This is a genomic window from Kitasatospora sp. NPDC023176 (assembly GCF_055560495.1).
In genome coordinates this window covers 167,028-180,773 of record NZ_JBVHIP010000006.1, presented here as the reverse complement: position 1 = coordinate 180,773, position 13,746 = coordinate 167,028, and the positions used below count along the sequence as shown (strand labels likewise).

The window sequence follows — 13,746 nt, the reverse complement described above, 5'->3', positions numbered from 1 at the left end:
GGCTGTCAGGGGATAACCGGGATCCCCTGACAGCCCTGACAACTCCTGACGCCCCGGCATGGGCCATATCCGCAGGTCAGCGAGTTCCCCTGACATCCCTGACGCTTTCCGCCCTCCGCATCCGCCCGCGCGAGGGATCGCAACACGCCACAGCCTTCACTCCGCACCCACAGCAGGAGACTTCGCCATGCCCAAGCGCGAACTGCTCAAGCTCCCCGTCGTGCTCGCCGAACTCGGCATGTCCCGTGCCGCCTTCTACCGGATGCGCGCCCGGGGCCAGGCGCCGCGCCTCATCAAACTCCCCAACGGCCAGGTCCGGGTAGACCGGGTCGACCTGGACGCGTGGCTCGCCGCCTGCGAGGTGGCCGCCTGATGCCCACCTCGTACAAGGTCAAGTTCTGGGACCACCGACACCGCCCGGACCGGCGGGCCCCCTGGATGGTCCGCTGGACCGTCGCCGGGAGGGAGTTCTCCGAGTCCTTCCTGACCAAGACCGCGGCCGACGGCCGGAAGTCCGAGCTGATCTCCGCCCTCCGCGACGGGCAGCCGTTCGACATCGACCGAGGCCTGCCGCTCTCCGAGCTCCGCAGGGAGAAGCAGATCACCTGGTACGAGCTCGGCCGACGGTACGTCGAGGCCCGGTGGGAAGGGGCTCCGGCCAAGACCCGCACGACCTGGGCCGACGCCCTCGCCACGGTCACGTTCGAGCTGGTGAAGTCGAAGGCCGGCATGCCGGACAAGCGGATCGTCCGGCGGGCGCTCTACAGCTGGGCCTTCAACGTGAACGCGTGGGGCGAGGAGCCGCCGGCGGACTGGGCCAAGGCCCTGGCGTGGGTGCAGAAGCAGTCCGTGCCGGTCTCCGCCTTCGAGGAGCCGCCGATGGTGCGCCGCCTGCTGAACGCCCTCGCGGTGAAGCTCGACGGCAAGAAGGCCGCCCCCTCGGTCATCCTGCGCAAGCGCCGCATCCTCGGCCACCTCTTCGGCTACGCCGTGGAGGAGGGCTACCTGGCCGCCAACCCCTTCCCGACCGTCCAATGGCAGCCGCCGGAGACCGAGGAGGAGGTCGACCCCGGCGTGGTGGTCAACGAGGACCAGGCCGCGGCGCTGATCGAGGCGGCCGGACGCCAGGGGAAGCGCGGGGCCCACCTCCGGGCCTTCTTCGCCTGCCTCTACTACGGGTGGCTGCGGCCGGCCGAGGCCGTGTTCCTCACCCTCGCCCGCTGCCACCTCCCGGTCGAGGGGTGGGGCTACGTCGTCCTGGACGAGACCCGGCCGCGGGTCGGCTCGTCCTGGACGGACGACGGGACGTCGCACGACAAGCGCGGGCTGAAGCACCGGGCCGAGAAGGCGACCCGCCGCGTTCCGATCCCGCCCGAGCTGGTGGCGATCCTGCGGGAGCACATCGCGGCCTTCGGCGCCGCGCCCGACGGGCGGCTGTTCCGGACCTCCCGGGGCGGGATGGTGCAGGAGAGCGGCTACGGGGTGGTCTGGCAGCGGGCCCGCGCCGAGGTGCTGTCGCCGGCCGACTGCGCGACGAAGCTCGGCAAGCGACCGTACGACCTACGGCACGCCGGGATCTCGCTCGGGCTGAACTCCGGGGTCGACCCGACCGAGGTCGCCCGCCGGGCGGGGCACAGCGTCGCCGTCATGCTCCGGGTCTACGCGAAGTGCCTGCACGGCACCGTCGAGTACGCCAACGAGCTGATCTCGAAGCGGCTCAACCGGAACCGCCCGGCGCCGCCGGCCCCGGATCCTGGTCCGTAGCTGGTCCGTGTGCGCTGGTCAGGACTGGGATCCGGGCGAAACGAGGTGAGACAAACCACCCAAAACGACCATCCGGCATGACCGGCGTTCGAACACAACAAAACAGGCCCTGATCCGCGTTTCCGCAGATCAGGGCCTGTTTTCTATCCTGTGGCTGGTGCAGGGTTCGAACCTGCGTAGCTTGCGCGACAGATTTACAGTCTGCTCCCTTTGGCCGCTCGGGCAACCAGCCAGGATCTTCGTTTCCGGGGGCTCACGCCCCGTTCGACGTGGTAAACCATACCTGATTCCCGGGGGTGCTACGCCACTCGATAGATCACGCGACGATCAAGAACCGCCGCGCGGCGGTCACGGGCGGGGCCGGGGTGGCGCTGGATAGGCTGGGGCGGCGGGCGCCCGGTGGGGCGGGCCGTGTCAGTGAAGCCAGAGCATCAAGGAGACCAACACCCATGGCCGACTCCAGTTTCGACATCGTCTCGAAGGTCGAGTGGCAGGAGGTCGACAACGCGATCAACCAGACCTCCCGCGAGATCGCCACCCGCTTCGACTTCAAGGGCGTGGGCGGCGAGATCAGCCGCTCCGGCGAGAAGATCGAGATGAAGGCCAACGGCGAGGAGCGCGTGCGCGCCATCCTGGACGTGCTGCAGACGAAGTTCATCAAGCGCGGCCTCTCGCTGAAGGCCCTGGACGCCGGTGAGCCGCAGCTGTCCGGCAAGGAGTACAAGATCTTCGCGGACATCAAGGAGGGCATCACCACGGAGGATGCCAAGAAGGTCGCGAAGATCATCCGGGACGAGGGCCCGAAGGGCGTCAAGGCCCAGGTCCAGGGCGACGAGCTGCGCGTCAGCTCCAAGAGCCGCGACGACCTCCAGACCGTCCAGGCGCTGCTCAAGGGCAAGGACCTGGAGTTCGCGATCCAGTACGTGAACTACCGCTAGTCGACCCCGCTCCTGCCCACCCGCCCCCGCGCGCGGGGAACAGGACGGCACGGCCCCGCTCCCGGATCCGGGAGCGGGGCCGTTCGCGTCGGCGCGGCGGGTCAGCCGGCGGCGGGGAGGGAGTGGGTGGTGGCGGTCAGGGCCTGCGCCTGGGCCCGCAGGGTGTCGAGCTGCTCCTGGAGGCCCGCAGGTGCGGAGCCGGGAAGCTTGGGCGGGGCCGGGACGGTGGGCGGCGCCGGCACGGCCGGGAGCTGGCCGAGCAGGCCCTGCAGGAGGCTCTGCAGGGAGGCGACCAGCTGCTGGATGGCGGCGGGGTCGGGGACGGCGGAGGTCACCGCCGAGAGCAGGCCGGTGACCAGCTTGACGACATCGCCGAGGGCCGCGCTCGGGTCCGGCGTGGCCGGGAGGGCCGGTACCGCGGGAACACCGGGGACTGTCGGCAGCGCCGGGTCGTCGGCGGCCGGGAGGGTGGCCGGCGGCGCCGGGACCGTGACCGGGATGACCGGGACGGCGGCGGTGACGGTGGCCGGGACGGTGGTACGGGGGGCCGCGGCTCCATTGCCGGCGGCGGTGGCGGACGCCGTGGCGACCGTGGTCAGCGCGAGGGCTGTGGTCAGCACGACGGCCATCCGGGTGGCACGCATGGGTACTGCTTCCTCTCAGTACGAGTCAGGCGAGATCGCCTGACTCACACCGTGCGGGCGTCGTCCGGACGCAGCCACCGCAGGTACGCCGAACGGCGGCGCGTCGGTTCAGCCCGCCGCAGGTACGCCGAACGGCGGCACGTCGGTTCAGCCCGCCGCCCAGTCGGCGGTGCGGCGGCGCGCACCCAGCCCGACGGAGTCGAACTCGTCCACCCGGCCCGGCTCGACGTGCCCGCCGAGCCGCCGCAGGGCCCGGGAGATCGGGGTGCCCTCGGCCGGGACGGGCTCGAACCCGCCACTGGTGAGCGGGCCCAGGACGACCCGGCCGTCCGACCAGACGGCGGCGCGCTGGGTGCCGCTGCCGCCGAAGTACTCGGCCTCGACGCAGGCGATCGGACCGGCCTTCGACCAGGCGGCGAGCCGGAGTTCGAAACCGTCCGGGTGCCAGCCGAAGCCCGCCCCGCTGCCGGGCTTCGGCACGGCGGCGTCGCCCTGGAGCGCGGCCAGCACGGCGGAGGTGACCGGGATCAGCGCCAGCCCCTGCGCCAGCGGCACCACCCGGGCCGCCGGCACTTCCGCCGCCGCCACCGACAGCAGCTCCACCATGCCTATCAGCGCTTGGAGTTCATACGACATGCCGGACATGCTGTCCCACCGCACTGACAGTCGGCCCGGAATTTATGATTCCGTGCCCGCCCGGAGACCGTAGAGCAGGGTGAAGAGGGTCACGTCCACGGCGTCATCGGCCGTACTCGGACCTTCCGCCGTCAGCTCGTCCAGGAGTTCCTTCAGTTGGGACTGCAGCCGGGCCAGCCGCGCCGGCTCGAGCCGCAGCGCGAAGTCCGCGAACAGGCCGGACGGAGTGCCCGTACCGTCCTGGGAGCGGCCGAAGTCCAGCCGCCCGTCGGCCACATGGGCGCGGAAGTCGCCGCGGACCCGGTCCATCGCGGCCTGCATGGCGTCGTACGCCTCGGAGCGGGCCGGGGAGTCGGCGGTGAACATCTCCGGGGCGAGCCGGATCGAGTCCTGGGCGACCTGGTAGCGGCTCTCCACGATGCCGGAGACCAACCGGGTGCCGGCGACCAGGATCAGTCCGGCCTTCTCCAGCTGCTTGATGTGCCGGTAGAGCTTGGTCTGCGGCTCGCCGAGCTCGGCGGCGAGCTCCTTGGCGGTGAGCGGGCGGTCCGCGGAGGTCTTCAGGGCGCCGAGGATGGCGAGGCGCAGCGGGTCGGCCAGCGCCTTGAGCACCGCGACATCGCCCACCTGGCGCTCCTTGACCCAGGTGGTGGGCTGCTCGTCCCCGTCGGCGGGTTCCCGTTCGTGCTCGGCCACGGGCCCACCCTCGCAGATCGTCCGCCGCGGGCGCAATCACACCTGGGTGAGCACTCACCCTTGCGCAAGCGCTCACATTCACGCCATCATTCACGATATCGTGAACGATGCTGGCTGGCGAGAACGACGGGGGCGGGACATGGCGGAGCACTCCACGACGACGGCCGAACGGACGGCGGACCCCGGAGCGACGGAAGCAGGCCCCAGACCGACCGACCCCGGACCGACGGATACCCCGCCGCCGCCCGTACCGCTGCGGCGCAACCTGCGCTTCCAGGCCCTCTGGGCCGGCACCTCCTGCGCGACGCTCGGCCTGATGATCGGCGAGACCGCCTTCCCCCTGCTGGTCCTCGCCCTCACCGGCTCCTCCACCGCCGCCGGGGCCTTCGGCGCCGTCCAGATGGCCGCCACCCTGCTGTTCGGCGTGCACGGCGGCTCGGTCGCCGACCGGTGGGACCGCCGCCGGGTGCTGGTCGTCTCCGACGCCGCCCGGCTGCTGGCCCTGGCCAGCGTCCTGGCCGCCCTGGCGCTCGACCAACTGACCCTGGTCCACCTGTTGCTGGTCGCCGCGCTGGTGGGCGCGACCATCGCCTACAGCGGCCCGGTCCGGCTGCTGGCCCTGCGCTCGGTGGTCGCACCGGAGCAGCTGTCGCAGGCACTGGCCCAGGACGAGGCCCGGATGAGCGGCGCCGCGCTGGTCGGTCCGCCGCTGGCCGGGTTGCTGTTCGGGCTCGGCCGCTCGGTGCCCTTCCTGGGCGCCGCGTTCGCCTCGCTGATCGCGCTGGTCACCGCGCTGGTGGTGCGCTTCCCCAGCCCGACCCGACCGTCCCGGACGGCCCCGGAGCCCACGCGGGAGGAGGGCGGCGCCCTGGCCGGCTTCCGCTTCCTCGCCGCCTCCCCGCTGCTGCGCCCCGCGCTGGCCGTGCTGCTGGTGATCAACCTGACCGGCGCCGCGCTCACCCTGCCCGTGATGGTGCTGCTGCGCGAGCACGGCACCGGCAGCGGCGGGATCGGCCTGGCGCTGGCCGGCGAGGCGGTCGGGGCGCTGGCCGGGGCGACCCTGGTCTCCCGGCTGCACCGGCTGGCCGGGCCCGGTGTGCTGCTGCTGACCGTGGCCTGGACGGCCGTGCCGGTGCCGCTGGCGCCGCTGCTGCCCGGCGGGGCGGCCACCGTCTTCGTCGCCCTGTTCGTGGTCGGCGCGGGCGTCCCGGCCCTGCGGGTGATGCTCGACCTGCTGGTCTTCCGTCAGGTGCCGGACGGGCTCCGCGGCCGGGTGATCGCGGCGACCATGACGCTGCTCACCGCCGGGATGCCCGCCGGGGCCTTCGCCGCCGGCCTGCTGCTGGACCGCTTCTCCCCCGCCACCGCGCTGACCGCGATCGCCGGTGTGCTCGCCGTCGCCCTGCTGCCCGCGACCGCGAACCGTACGCTGCGCCGCGCCGTCTGGCCCGCCACCGCACCGACGTCCGCCACCGCGCCAACGTCCGCCACCGCGCCGACGTCCGCCACCGCGCCCACGTCCGCCACCGCACCGACGTCCGCCACCGCGCCCACGTCCGCCCAGGGCCCGGCGTCGCCCCGCAGGCGGGAGTCCGAGGACGGGCCCCGGGGCTGAGCACCGGTCACCCGCACGGCCGCCCGCCGCATGCGGCGGGCGGGGCAACCGGGTGAACTGACCGGGTACGGCCCGCCCCCGGGGCCCCTCCCCCGGCGCCTCCGCGCAGCCGACCGGGGCCGTACCGGAGGAGGACCGATGAGTTCCACCGACGCGCCCCCGCCCGGCTCCGGGGACGCCGCCGGCCCGGCCACCCGGGAGCGCACCGGCTCGGTGGCCAGCCGGCTGGCCACCGCCCCGCGGATGTCCTGGATCACCCTGGCCCTGATGACCACCAGCTCGGTGGCCAGCCTGCGCTCCGCCCCGACCATGGCGGTCTACGGGCTGGCCTGCGTCTTCCTCTACCTCGTCCCGGCGGTCGTGTTCCTGCTGCCGACCGCGCTGGTCTCCGCCGAGCTGGCCTCCGGCTGGGAGGGCGGCGTCTACCGCTGGGTCTCGGAGGGCCTGTCGAAGCCGCTGGGCTTCCTGGCCGTCTGGTGCCAGTTCGCGATGACGATCTTCTACTACCCGTCGCTGCTGGCGTACGTGGCCTCGACCGTCGCGTACGTGGTGAACCCGCGGCTGGCCGGCAACGGCCCGTACACCGCGGTCGTGATCATGGTGCTGTACTGGACCGGTGTCTGGGTGTCCTCGCGCGGGACGAAGGCGGTGGCCGGGCTCTCCTCGATGGGCCTGGTGATCGGCACCCTGGTCCCCGGCACCCTGCTGGTCGTGCTCGGCTTCGTCTTCCTCGGGCAGGGCAACGCGTCCGCCGCCCCGATGGACGCCGCGCACCTGTTCCCGCAGTGGACCGGCCTGGCCAGCCTGGTGCTGATCGTCAACAACTTCCTCAGCTACTCCGGCATGGAGATGAACGCGGTGCACGTCTCCTCGCTGCGCGACCCGGCCCGGGAGTTCCCGCGGTCGATGTTCACCGCCTCCGCGATGGTGCTGGCGATCTTCATCCTGCCGGCGCTGGCGATCAGCTGGGTGGTGCCGTCCAGCGAACTGAGCCTCACCGCCGGGGTGATGCAGGCCTTCGACGCCTTCTTCCAGTACTTCGACATCGGCTGGCTCACCCCGGTCATCGCGGTGGCGCTGATCGCCGCCTCGCTCGGCGGCATGCTGACCTGGCTGGCCGGGCCCTCCAAGGGCCTGCTGATGATCTCCCGCCAGGAGGGCTACCTGCCGCCATTCCTGCAGAGGCTCAACCGGGAGGGCGTCCAGCAGAACCTGCTGGTCACCCAGGGCGTGCTCACCACCGCGATCGCCCTGCTGTACGCGCTGATCCCGAACGTCTCCAGCGCCTACTGGATCTTCTCGGTGATCACCACCCAGGTGTACCTGATCGTCTACCTGCTGATGTTCACCGCGGCGATCCGGCTGCGCCGCACCCAGCCGGACCATCCGCGCGGCTACCGGGCCCCGGCCCTGGTGCCGATCTGCGTGATCGGCCTGCTCGCCTCGGCCGCCGCGATGGGGATCGGCTTCGTGCCGTCCTCGCAGTTCGGCAGCGGCAGCGTCTGGTCGTACGTCGGGATCGTCGGCGGCGGCCTGCTGCTGCTCGGCCTGGTCATCCCCTACCTCTTCCTGCGGCTGCGCAAGCCGAGTTGGCGCTCACCCGAGGCCGCGGCCGAGCTGGCCGCCCAGGAGGCGCAGGAACTGCGCGGCACCGAAGGGGGTGCGGCGTGATGACCAGGAGTCCGATGGCCTCCCGGCACCGCTGGATCTACCTGGGCTCGATCGCCCTGCTGGTCGCGATGCTGATCACCGGCCTGCTGTCGTTCACCCAGCTGCACGCCACCGACCTGGCCGCCCGGAAGGCCGACCAGCTCTCCGCCGCGCTGAGTTCGGCCGGCTACCCGGTGCCCACCCGGGACCAGATCGTCCACACCCTGGGCGAGGACGGCGGCGCGGTCTGCGCCGACCCGGCGAACGCGCTCAACCAGGCGCAGTGGACGTACGGGATGTCCAACGGCGCCGGCGGGCCCGGCCAGCGCCCGGTGCTGTCCGACCGCGAGGTGGTGCGGGCCGAGGCGATCGTGCTCTCGGTGTACTGCCCGGACCGGCTCGCCGCCCTCCAGGACCGGATCGACGACCTCGACCTGCGCGACACCGTCCGCAAGTAGGAGCTTCAGATGACCGACGAACTCGCCCGCCGGATCGATGAGTTGATGCCCCGAGCGCAGGCCGACCTGGCCGAGCTGGTGGCCATCCCGTCCGTCGCCGACCCCCGGCAGTACCCGCCGGAGAAGTGCCGGGAGGCCGCTGAGTGGGTCGCCGCCGCCTTCACCGAGGCCGGGCTGCGCGACGTCCACCTGGAGGAGACCCCGGACGGCAGCCACGCCGTGGTCGGCCACCGCCCGCCCCCGCCCGGCGCCCCGACCGTGCTGCTCTACAGCCACTACGACGTCCAACCCCCGCTCGACGCCGCCGCCTGGACCTCCCCGCCGTTCCGGCTCACCGAGCGCGACGGCCGCTGGTACGGGCGCGGAGCCGCCGACTGCAAGGGCAACATCGTCATGCACCTCACCGCGCTGCGAGCGCTCGGCGAGGAGGTCCCGGTCGGCCTCAAGCTGGTGGTCGAGGGCTCCGAGGAGCAGGGCACCGGCGGCCTGGAGCAGTACGTGCCCCCGCACGCCGGGGAGTTGCACGCGGACGCCCTGCTGATCTGCGACACCGGCAACGCCGCCGTCGGCGTCCCCACCGCGACCATCTCGCTGCGCGGGGTGGTCACCGTGGTGGTGGGCGTCCGGGCCCTCGACGGCGATGTGCACTCCGGCATGTTCGGCGGCCCCGCCCCGGACGCCCTCGCCGCGCTGATCCGGATGCTGGACTCGCTGCGCGGCGCCGACGGCGGCACCAGGATCGACGGCCTGGACTGCCAAGGGAGTTGGAGCGGCGTCGGGTACGACGAGACCCGGTTCCGCACCGACGCCGGCGTGCTGGACGGCGTCCGGCTGACCGGCTCCGGCACGGTCGCCGACCGGCTCTGGGCCCGCCCCGCCGTCACCGTCCTCGGCATCGACTGCCCGCCGGTGGTCGGCTCCGCGGCCGCCGTCCCGGCCACCGCCCGGGCCCGGGTGAGCCTGCGGGTGCCGCCCGGCACCGACGCCCGCGCCGCCCAGGACGCCCTGGTCGCCCACCTGGAGGCCGCCGCGCCCTGGGGCGTACGGGTCGAGGTGCAGCGGGAGAGCGCCGGCGCGCCGTTCCGGGCGGACACCGGCGGGCCCGCGTACGCCGCGCTCGACAAGGCGATGCAGGAGGTCTACGGCAAGCCGATGTCCTTCCTCGGCCAGGGCGGCTCGATCCCGCTCTGCAACGTCCTCGCCACCACCTTCCCCGAGGCGGAGATCGTGCTGATGGGCGTCGAGGAGCCGCGCTGCCTGATCCACGCGCCGAACGAGAGCGTCGCCCCGGAGGAGATCCGGCGGATGGCCCACGTGGAGGCGCTGTTCCTCCGGCACTTCGCCAACAGCCGCTGACCGTGGCGCGGTTGCGGGAAGTCGGCGAACATCGTAGAACCGTAGTCCGTCCGGCCCGGTCCGGCGAAGCCCGGCCCCGAGGAGGAGCGACCGTGCCCCGTCCGTTCACCACCGAGGACCACACCGCCCGGATGGCCCGGGCCGGCGCCGAGGCGACCGCGGCCGGGCTGGCCGGCCTGGTGGTCGCCCCCGGCCCCGACCTGACCTACCTGTGCGGCTACCAGCCCACCGCGATCACCGAGCGGCTCACCGCCCTCGTGCTCACCGCCGGGCGCCGGCCCGCGCTGATCGTCCCCAAGCTGGAGCGCCCGGACGCCGAGAAGGCGCTCGGCGCCCCCGCCGTCGACCTGCTCGACTGGTCCGATGGCGAGGACCCGTACGCCACCGCCCGTCCGCTGTTCGAGCCGGCCGGCCGGTACGGCGTCTCCGACAACGCCTGGGCGATGCACCTGCTCGGCCTCCAGTCCGCGCTGCCCGGCACCGTCTTCACCTCGCTCACCGAGTCCCTGCCGATGCTGCGCGCGGTCAAGGACCCGGAGGAGCTGGAGCGGCTGGCCGCGGCCGGCGGCGCCGCGGACGCCGCCTACCGGGGCATCCTGGAGGTCACCTTCGCCGGCCGCCGGGAGACCGACGTGGCCGCCGACCTCGGCGCGCTGCTGATCCAGTACGGGCACAGCCAGGTCGACTTCACCGTCGTCGGCTCCGGCCCCAACGGCGCCAACCCGCACCACGAGGCCGGGGACCGGATCATCCGCACCGGCGACACCGTGGTGCTGGACTTCGGCGGGCTCAAGGACGGCTACGGCTCCGACACCACCCGCACCGTGCACGTCGGCCCGGACGTCCCGGACGAGGTGCGCACGGTGCACGACCTGGTCCGGCTCGCCCAGCAGACCGCCTTCGAGGCGGTCCGGCCCGGGGTGAGCTGCCAGGAGATCGACCGGATCGCCCGACGGGTGATCACCGAGGGCGGCTACGGCGAGTACTTCATCCACCGCACCGGCCACGGCATCGGGATCACCACCCACGAGCCGCCGTACCTGGTCGAGGGCGAGGAGCGGCCGCTGGTGCCCGGGATGTGCTTCTCGATCGAGCCCGGCGTCTACCTGCCCGGCCGGTTCGGGGTGCGGATCGAGGACATCGTCATGGTGACGGCGAACGGCGGACGGCGCTTCAACAACACTCCGCATGAGCTCGGCACCGTGGCCTGACCCGGCCGACGAGGCCGGGCCGACGGGCCGTTCGTCCGAGTTTCGGGACCTTCGTCCGCCAAGATGTGACCCACCAGTGCGATTTTCTTACGAGCCGGTCATAGTTCACCCAGAGTCCTCCAAGCTTGCGTTGCTAGTTTCGGTGAGCATGACGAAGCTGCTGAGCCCGGCCCCACCGCCCCCGGTACGGGCCGGACGACTGCGTCCCGTGACCGACCGCACCCGCCGAACCGGCCTGTCCAGACTGCGGCTGCTGGCCTGGCCGGCCTACCTCACCGCCTTCGTCTGGTTCCTGGCCACCCAGGGCATGGCCTTCGCCAACGACGTGGTGTTCCTCTGGCTGATCGGCGCCCTGCTCACCGCCGCCGTCCACAGCGGCCACGGCACCCGCGGCTTCCTGCCGGTGCTGCGCGACTGGGTCCCGGTGATGGCCGTGGTCTGGGCCTACTCGCTGCTGCGCGGCTACGGCGCCCACACCCCCTGGGCCCCGCACTGGCTCCCCCAACTGCGCGCAGACGAACTGCTCGGCTTCGGCCAGACCTGGACCGTACGGATCCAGCACGCCCTCTACACCCCCGGCTCACCGCACTGGTACGACTACGCGGCGACGGTCGTCTACCTCTCGCACTTCCTCGTCGTCTTCGTCCTGCTCGCCGTCCTCTGGCGGCGCTCCCACCAGCGCTTCCGGCAACTGCTCGCCTGCTACTTCACCCTGACCTTCGCCGGCTTCGCCACCTACCTGCTCTACCCGGCCGACCCGCCGTGGCTGGTCGGCCAGCAGGGCAACATGCCCCAGCTGCACCGGGTGGTCTGGGAGACCATCTCCCACACCGGGCTGCCACAGGCCGACTCGCTGCTGGAGAACGGCAGCCAGTTCGCCAACGACGTCGCCGCGATGCCCTCGCTGCACTCCGCCTACCCGGCGATGCTGCTGTTCCTCTTCTGGCCCACCGCCCGGCCCTGGCTGCGCGCCCTGCTGGTCGCCTATCCGCTCGCCATGGCGTTCACCCTGATCTACGGCGCCGAGCACTTCATCGTGGACGTCCTCGTCGGCTGGACGTACGCCGCCGTGGTCGTCTTCGGGCTGCGCCGGCTGCGCGACCGCCGCACGGCGCGGACCGCCGCCACGGCAGACTTGGCCCGGTGAAGCCCACGCCGACACCGACCACGCCACCGACTACGCCACCGACGAAGCCCACACAGCAGGTGAAGCCGGTGAAGCCCACCCCCGAACAGCTCCGGGCCGCCCAGGACACCACCATCCCGGACATCACCGGGCCCGGGCTGCGGGTGCTGTTCTGCGGCATCAACCCGGGCCTGTGGTCCGGCGCCACCGGGCACCACTTCGCCCGCCCCGGCAACCGTTTCTGGCCCGCCCTGTACCGCTCCGGCTTCACCGAGCGCCAGTACCGGCCCGACGAACAGGGCGAACTGCCCGCCCTCGGCCTCGGCATCACCAACGTCGCCCCGCGCACCACCGCCAAGGCGGACGAACTCACCGCCGAGGAGCTGCGCGCGGGCGGCGCGGCGCTGCGCGAGCGCGTCCTGCGGCTGCGGCCCCGCGTCCTCGCGGTGCTCGGCATCGGCGCCTACCGCACCGCCTTCGGGCACCGGCAGGCCGCGATCGGGCGCCAGCCGGAGGGCATCGGCGACACCGAGGTGTGGGTCCTGCCCAACCCCAGCGGCCTCAACGCCCACTACACCCTGGACGCGCTGGCCGCGGAGTTCCGCGTGCTCCGGGAGAGCCTCGACGGCTAGGGCCGGTCTTCGAGCTCCCACCTGCGTGGTGACGGCCGGCCCGGGCGGGTTTCCGAGCCCCTACAAGGGGGTGACGGCCTTGAGCACCACCAGCAGCGCCACCGCCGCGTTCAGCGCGCACAGCGCCGAGGCCGCCGTGCCGACCGCGGCGACCATCGCCGCCAGGCCCGCCGGGGTCTTGGCCGGCGGCCAGTTGCGGGCCGTCGGCACCGGGCCGAGCAGCGCCGCCACCCGGCGCGGCACCGGGCCGGGCTGGGCGGCGGCCGGGGCCGCGAAGGCCGCGAAGCCCGGCGCCGGGGCGGCGTGCGAGACCAGGGCCGCCCGGGCCACCGCCCGGGCGGTGATCCGCCGGTCCCCCACCGCCTGGGCCGACTCCTCGTCCGCCCACCGCTCCGCGCTGAACGCCACCGCGTCCTGCAACGGCCGCAGGAACGGGTTGACGCAGGCGGCGAGCTGGGTGGTCAGCAGGTAGCGGTGGTGGCGGTGGCGCAGGTGCGCCCGCTCGTGGGCGAGCAGCGCCTCCCGCTCGTCCTCGGCCAGCCCGTCCAGCATCCCGGTGGAGACCACCACCCGCCCGGGCGAGCCGGGCAGCGCGTAGGCGTACGGGCTGCGGTCCGGCAGCACCGCGAGGTCACCGGCCTCGGCCGGCCCGTCGGGCAGCCCGGCCAGCGCCCGCCGGGCCCGGGAGCGGACCCGCAGGTGCCGTACGACCGTCCGGCAGCAGGCGAAGCCGACCAGCACCAGCAGCCACATCGCCGCCGTGCCGACCGTCTCGTGGTACGGCAGCGCGTGCCGCACCTCCGGGTCGGACCAGCTGTCCGGCAGCGGGTTGCCTGGGATCTGCGCGGTGCCCACCACGCCGATCAGCCCGAGGCAGAGCACGCTGCACACCGCCATCACGGCGCTGATCACGGTCATCAGCCGGGCGGCGCCGCGCGGGTGCAGGTGCTGCTCGGTCAGCCGGGCGATCGGCACCGCGGTCAGCGGCAGGATGAGCGGGAGGAAGACGAAGAAGCCCAC

The 13,746-nt window shown here is 73.2% G+C and carries 14 protein-coding genes and 1 tRNA gene; 10 read left to right on the top strand and 5 right to left on the bottom strand.

What is annotated here, in order from left to right; translation table 11 throughout:
- The first annotated feature begins 187 nt into the window (after positions 1-187).
- Both ACZ3YL_RS11955 and ACZ3YL_RS11950 read left to right on the top strand, forming a co-directional pair.
- The gene (locus tag ACZ3YL_RS11955; RefSeq protein WP_465656892.1) at positions 188-373 is read left to right on the top strand and encodes a helix-turn-helix transcriptional regulator; all 186 of its coding nucleotides are present in this window, start codon (positions 188-190) and stop codon (positions 371-373) included.
- On the top strand, positions 373-1,764 hold the full coding sequence (locus tag ACZ3YL_RS11950; protein WP_465656890.1) for a tyrosine-type recombinase/integrase: 1,392 nt from the start codon (positions 373-375) through the stop codon (positions 1,762-1,764). The genes ACZ3YL_RS11955 and ACZ3YL_RS11950 overlap by 1 nt, the downstream gene beginning before the upstream one ends.
- Before the next feature lie 151 nt (positions 1,765-1,915).
- On the opposite strand, the gene ACZ3YL_RS11945 is transcribed toward ACZ3YL_RS11950, so the two are convergent.
- A tRNA-Tyr gene (locus ACZ3YL_RS11945) sits at positions 1,916-1,996 on the bottom strand.
- Positions 1,997-2,213: 217 nt separating this feature from the next.
- Here ACZ3YL_RS11945 and ACZ3YL_RS11940 point away from each other — a divergent pair.
- A complete protein-coding gene (locus ACZ3YL_RS11940; protein WP_188302335.1) occupies positions 2,214-2,702 on the top strand; it encodes a YajQ family cyclic di-GMP-binding protein in 489 nt (162 codons plus the stop codon).
- A gap of 101 nt (positions 2,703-2,803) precedes the next feature.
- Here the strand turns inward: ACZ3YL_RS11940 and ACZ3YL_RS11935 are convergent, their stop codons facing one another.
- The 3 genes from ACZ3YL_RS11935 to ACZ3YL_RS11925 all read right to left on the bottom strand — a co-directional run bounded on the left by ACZ3YL_RS11935 (position 2,804) and on the right by ACZ3YL_RS11925 (position 4,678).
- Positions 2,804-3,346 (bottom strand): hypothetical protein, encoded by a 543-nt coding sequence (locus ACZ3YL_RS11935; RefSeq protein WP_465656888.1) that lies wholly within the window; start codon positions 3,344-3,346, stop codon positions 2,804-2,806.
- Positions 3,347-3,493: 147 nt separating this feature from the next.
- Positions 3,494-3,982 (bottom strand): hypothetical protein, encoded by a 489-nt coding sequence (locus ACZ3YL_RS11930; RefSeq protein WP_188302337.1) that lies wholly within the window; start codon positions 3,980-3,982, stop codon positions 3,494-3,496.
- A 42-nt stretch (positions 3,983-4,024) separates the two neighbouring features.
- Positions 4,025-4,678, bottom strand: a complete 654-nt coding sequence (locus ACZ3YL_RS11925) for an ArsR/SmtB family transcription factor (RefSeq protein ID WP_465656885.1) — start codon at positions 4,676-4,678, stop codon at positions 4,025-4,027.
- 139 nt (positions 4,679-4,817) lie between these two features.
- Between ACZ3YL_RS11925 and ACZ3YL_RS11920 the strand changes: the two genes are divergently transcribed.
- The 7 genes from ACZ3YL_RS11920 (at position 4,818) to mug (ending at position 12,726) form a co-directional block, all read left to right on the top strand.
- Entirely contained in the window at positions 4,818-6,293 is a 1,476-nt protein-coding gene (locus ACZ3YL_RS11920; RefSeq protein WP_465656883.1) for an MFS transporter, read from the top strand.
- A gap of 138 nt (positions 6,294-6,431) precedes the next feature.
- A complete protein-coding gene (locus tag ACZ3YL_RS11915) occupies positions 6,432-7,964 on the top strand; it encodes an APC family permease (protein ID WP_465656881.1) in 1,533 nt (510 codons plus the stop codon).
- Positions 7,964-8,401 carry a hypothetical protein gene (locus ACZ3YL_RS11910; RefSeq protein WP_188302341.1) on the top strand — a complete coding sequence of 146 codons (438 nt, stop codon included), beginning with the start codon at positions 7,964-7,966 and terminating at the stop codon, positions 8,399-8,401. Before ACZ3YL_RS11915 ends, ACZ3YL_RS11910 begins: the two co-directional genes overlap by 1 nt.
- A gap of 9 nt (positions 8,402-8,410) precedes the next feature.
- Positions 8,411-9,757: a dipeptidase gene (locus ACZ3YL_RS11905; protein ID WP_188302342.1), complete on the top strand. Its 1,347-nt coding sequence runs from the start codon at positions 8,411-8,413 to the stop codon at positions 9,755-9,757.
- 131 nt (positions 9,758-9,888) lie between these two features.
- Positions 9,889-10,968, top strand: a complete 1,080-nt coding sequence (locus ACZ3YL_RS11900) for an aminopeptidase P family protein (RefSeq protein ID WP_465657011.1) — start codon at positions 9,889-9,891, stop codon at positions 10,966-10,968.
- Between the two features lie 148 nt (positions 10,969-11,116).
- Entirely contained in the window at positions 11,117-12,115 is a 999-nt protein-coding gene (locus ACZ3YL_RS11895) for a phosphatase PAP2 family protein (protein ID WP_465656878.1), read from the top strand.
- A gap of 68 nt (positions 12,116-12,183) precedes the next feature.
- Complete coding sequence (gene mug / locus ACZ3YL_RS11890) at positions 12,184-12,726, top strand: G/U mismatch-specific DNA glycosylase (protein ID WP_317620859.1); 543 nt, start codon at positions 12,184-12,186, stop codon at positions 12,724-12,726.
- Positions 12,727-12,786: 60 nt separating this feature from the next.
- Here the strand turns inward: mug and ACZ3YL_RS11885 are convergent, their stop codons facing one another.
- Positions 12,787-13,746: a M48 family metalloprotease gene (locus ACZ3YL_RS11885; RefSeq protein WP_465656876.1), complete on the bottom strand. Its 960-nt coding sequence runs from the start codon at positions 13,744-13,746 to the stop codon at positions 12,787-12,789.

What these genes read in the sequence shown, in the direction of transcription:
- ACZ3YL_RS11905 (WP_188302342.1), top strand. Translation starts at nt 8,411, where the DNA reads ATGACCGACGAACTCGCCCGCCGGATCGATGAGTTGATGCCCCGAGCG.
- ACZ3YL_RS11900 (WP_465657011.1), top strand. Translation starts at nt 9,889, where the DNA reads ATGGCCCGGGCCGGCGCCGAGGCGACCGCGGCCGGGCTGGCCGGCCTG.
- ACZ3YL_RS11895 (WP_465656878.1), top strand. Translation starts at nt 11,117, where the DNA reads ATGACGAAGCTGCTGAGCCCGGCCCCACCGCCCCCGGTACGGGCCGGA.
- ACZ3YL_RS11915 (WP_465656881.1), top strand. Translation starts at nt 6,432, where the DNA reads ATGAGTTCCACCGACGCGCCCCCGCCCGGCTCCGGGGACGCCGCCGGC.
- ACZ3YL_RS11955 (WP_465656892.1), top strand. Translation starts at nt 188, where the DNA reads ATGCCCAAGCGCGAACTGCTCAAGCTCCCCGTCGTGCTCGCCGAACTC.
- ACZ3YL_RS11920 (WP_465656883.1), top strand. Translation starts at nt 4,818, where the DNA reads ATGGCGGAGCACTCCACGACGACGGCCGAACGGACGGCGGACCCCGGA.
- ACZ3YL_RS11940 (WP_188302335.1), top strand. Translation starts at nt 2,214, where the DNA reads ATGGCCGACTCCAGTTTCGACATCGTCTCGAAGGTCGAGTGGCAGGAG.
- ACZ3YL_RS11935 (WP_465656888.1), bottom strand. Translation starts at nt 3,346, where the DNA reads ATGCGTGCCACCCGGATGGCCGTCGTGCTGACCACAGCCCTCGCGCTG.
- ACZ3YL_RS11930 (WP_188302337.1), bottom strand. Translation starts at nt 3,982, where the DNA reads ATGTCGTATGAACTCCAAGCGCTGATAGGCATGGTGGAGCTGCTGTCG.
- ACZ3YL_RS11910 (WP_188302341.1), top strand. Translation starts at nt 7,964, where the DNA reads ATGACCAGGAGTCCGATGGCCTCCCGGCACCGCTGGATCTACCTGGGC.
- ACZ3YL_RS11950 (WP_465656890.1), top strand. Translation starts at nt 373, where the DNA reads ATGCCCACCTCGTACAAGGTCAAGTTCTGGGACCACCGACACCGCCCG.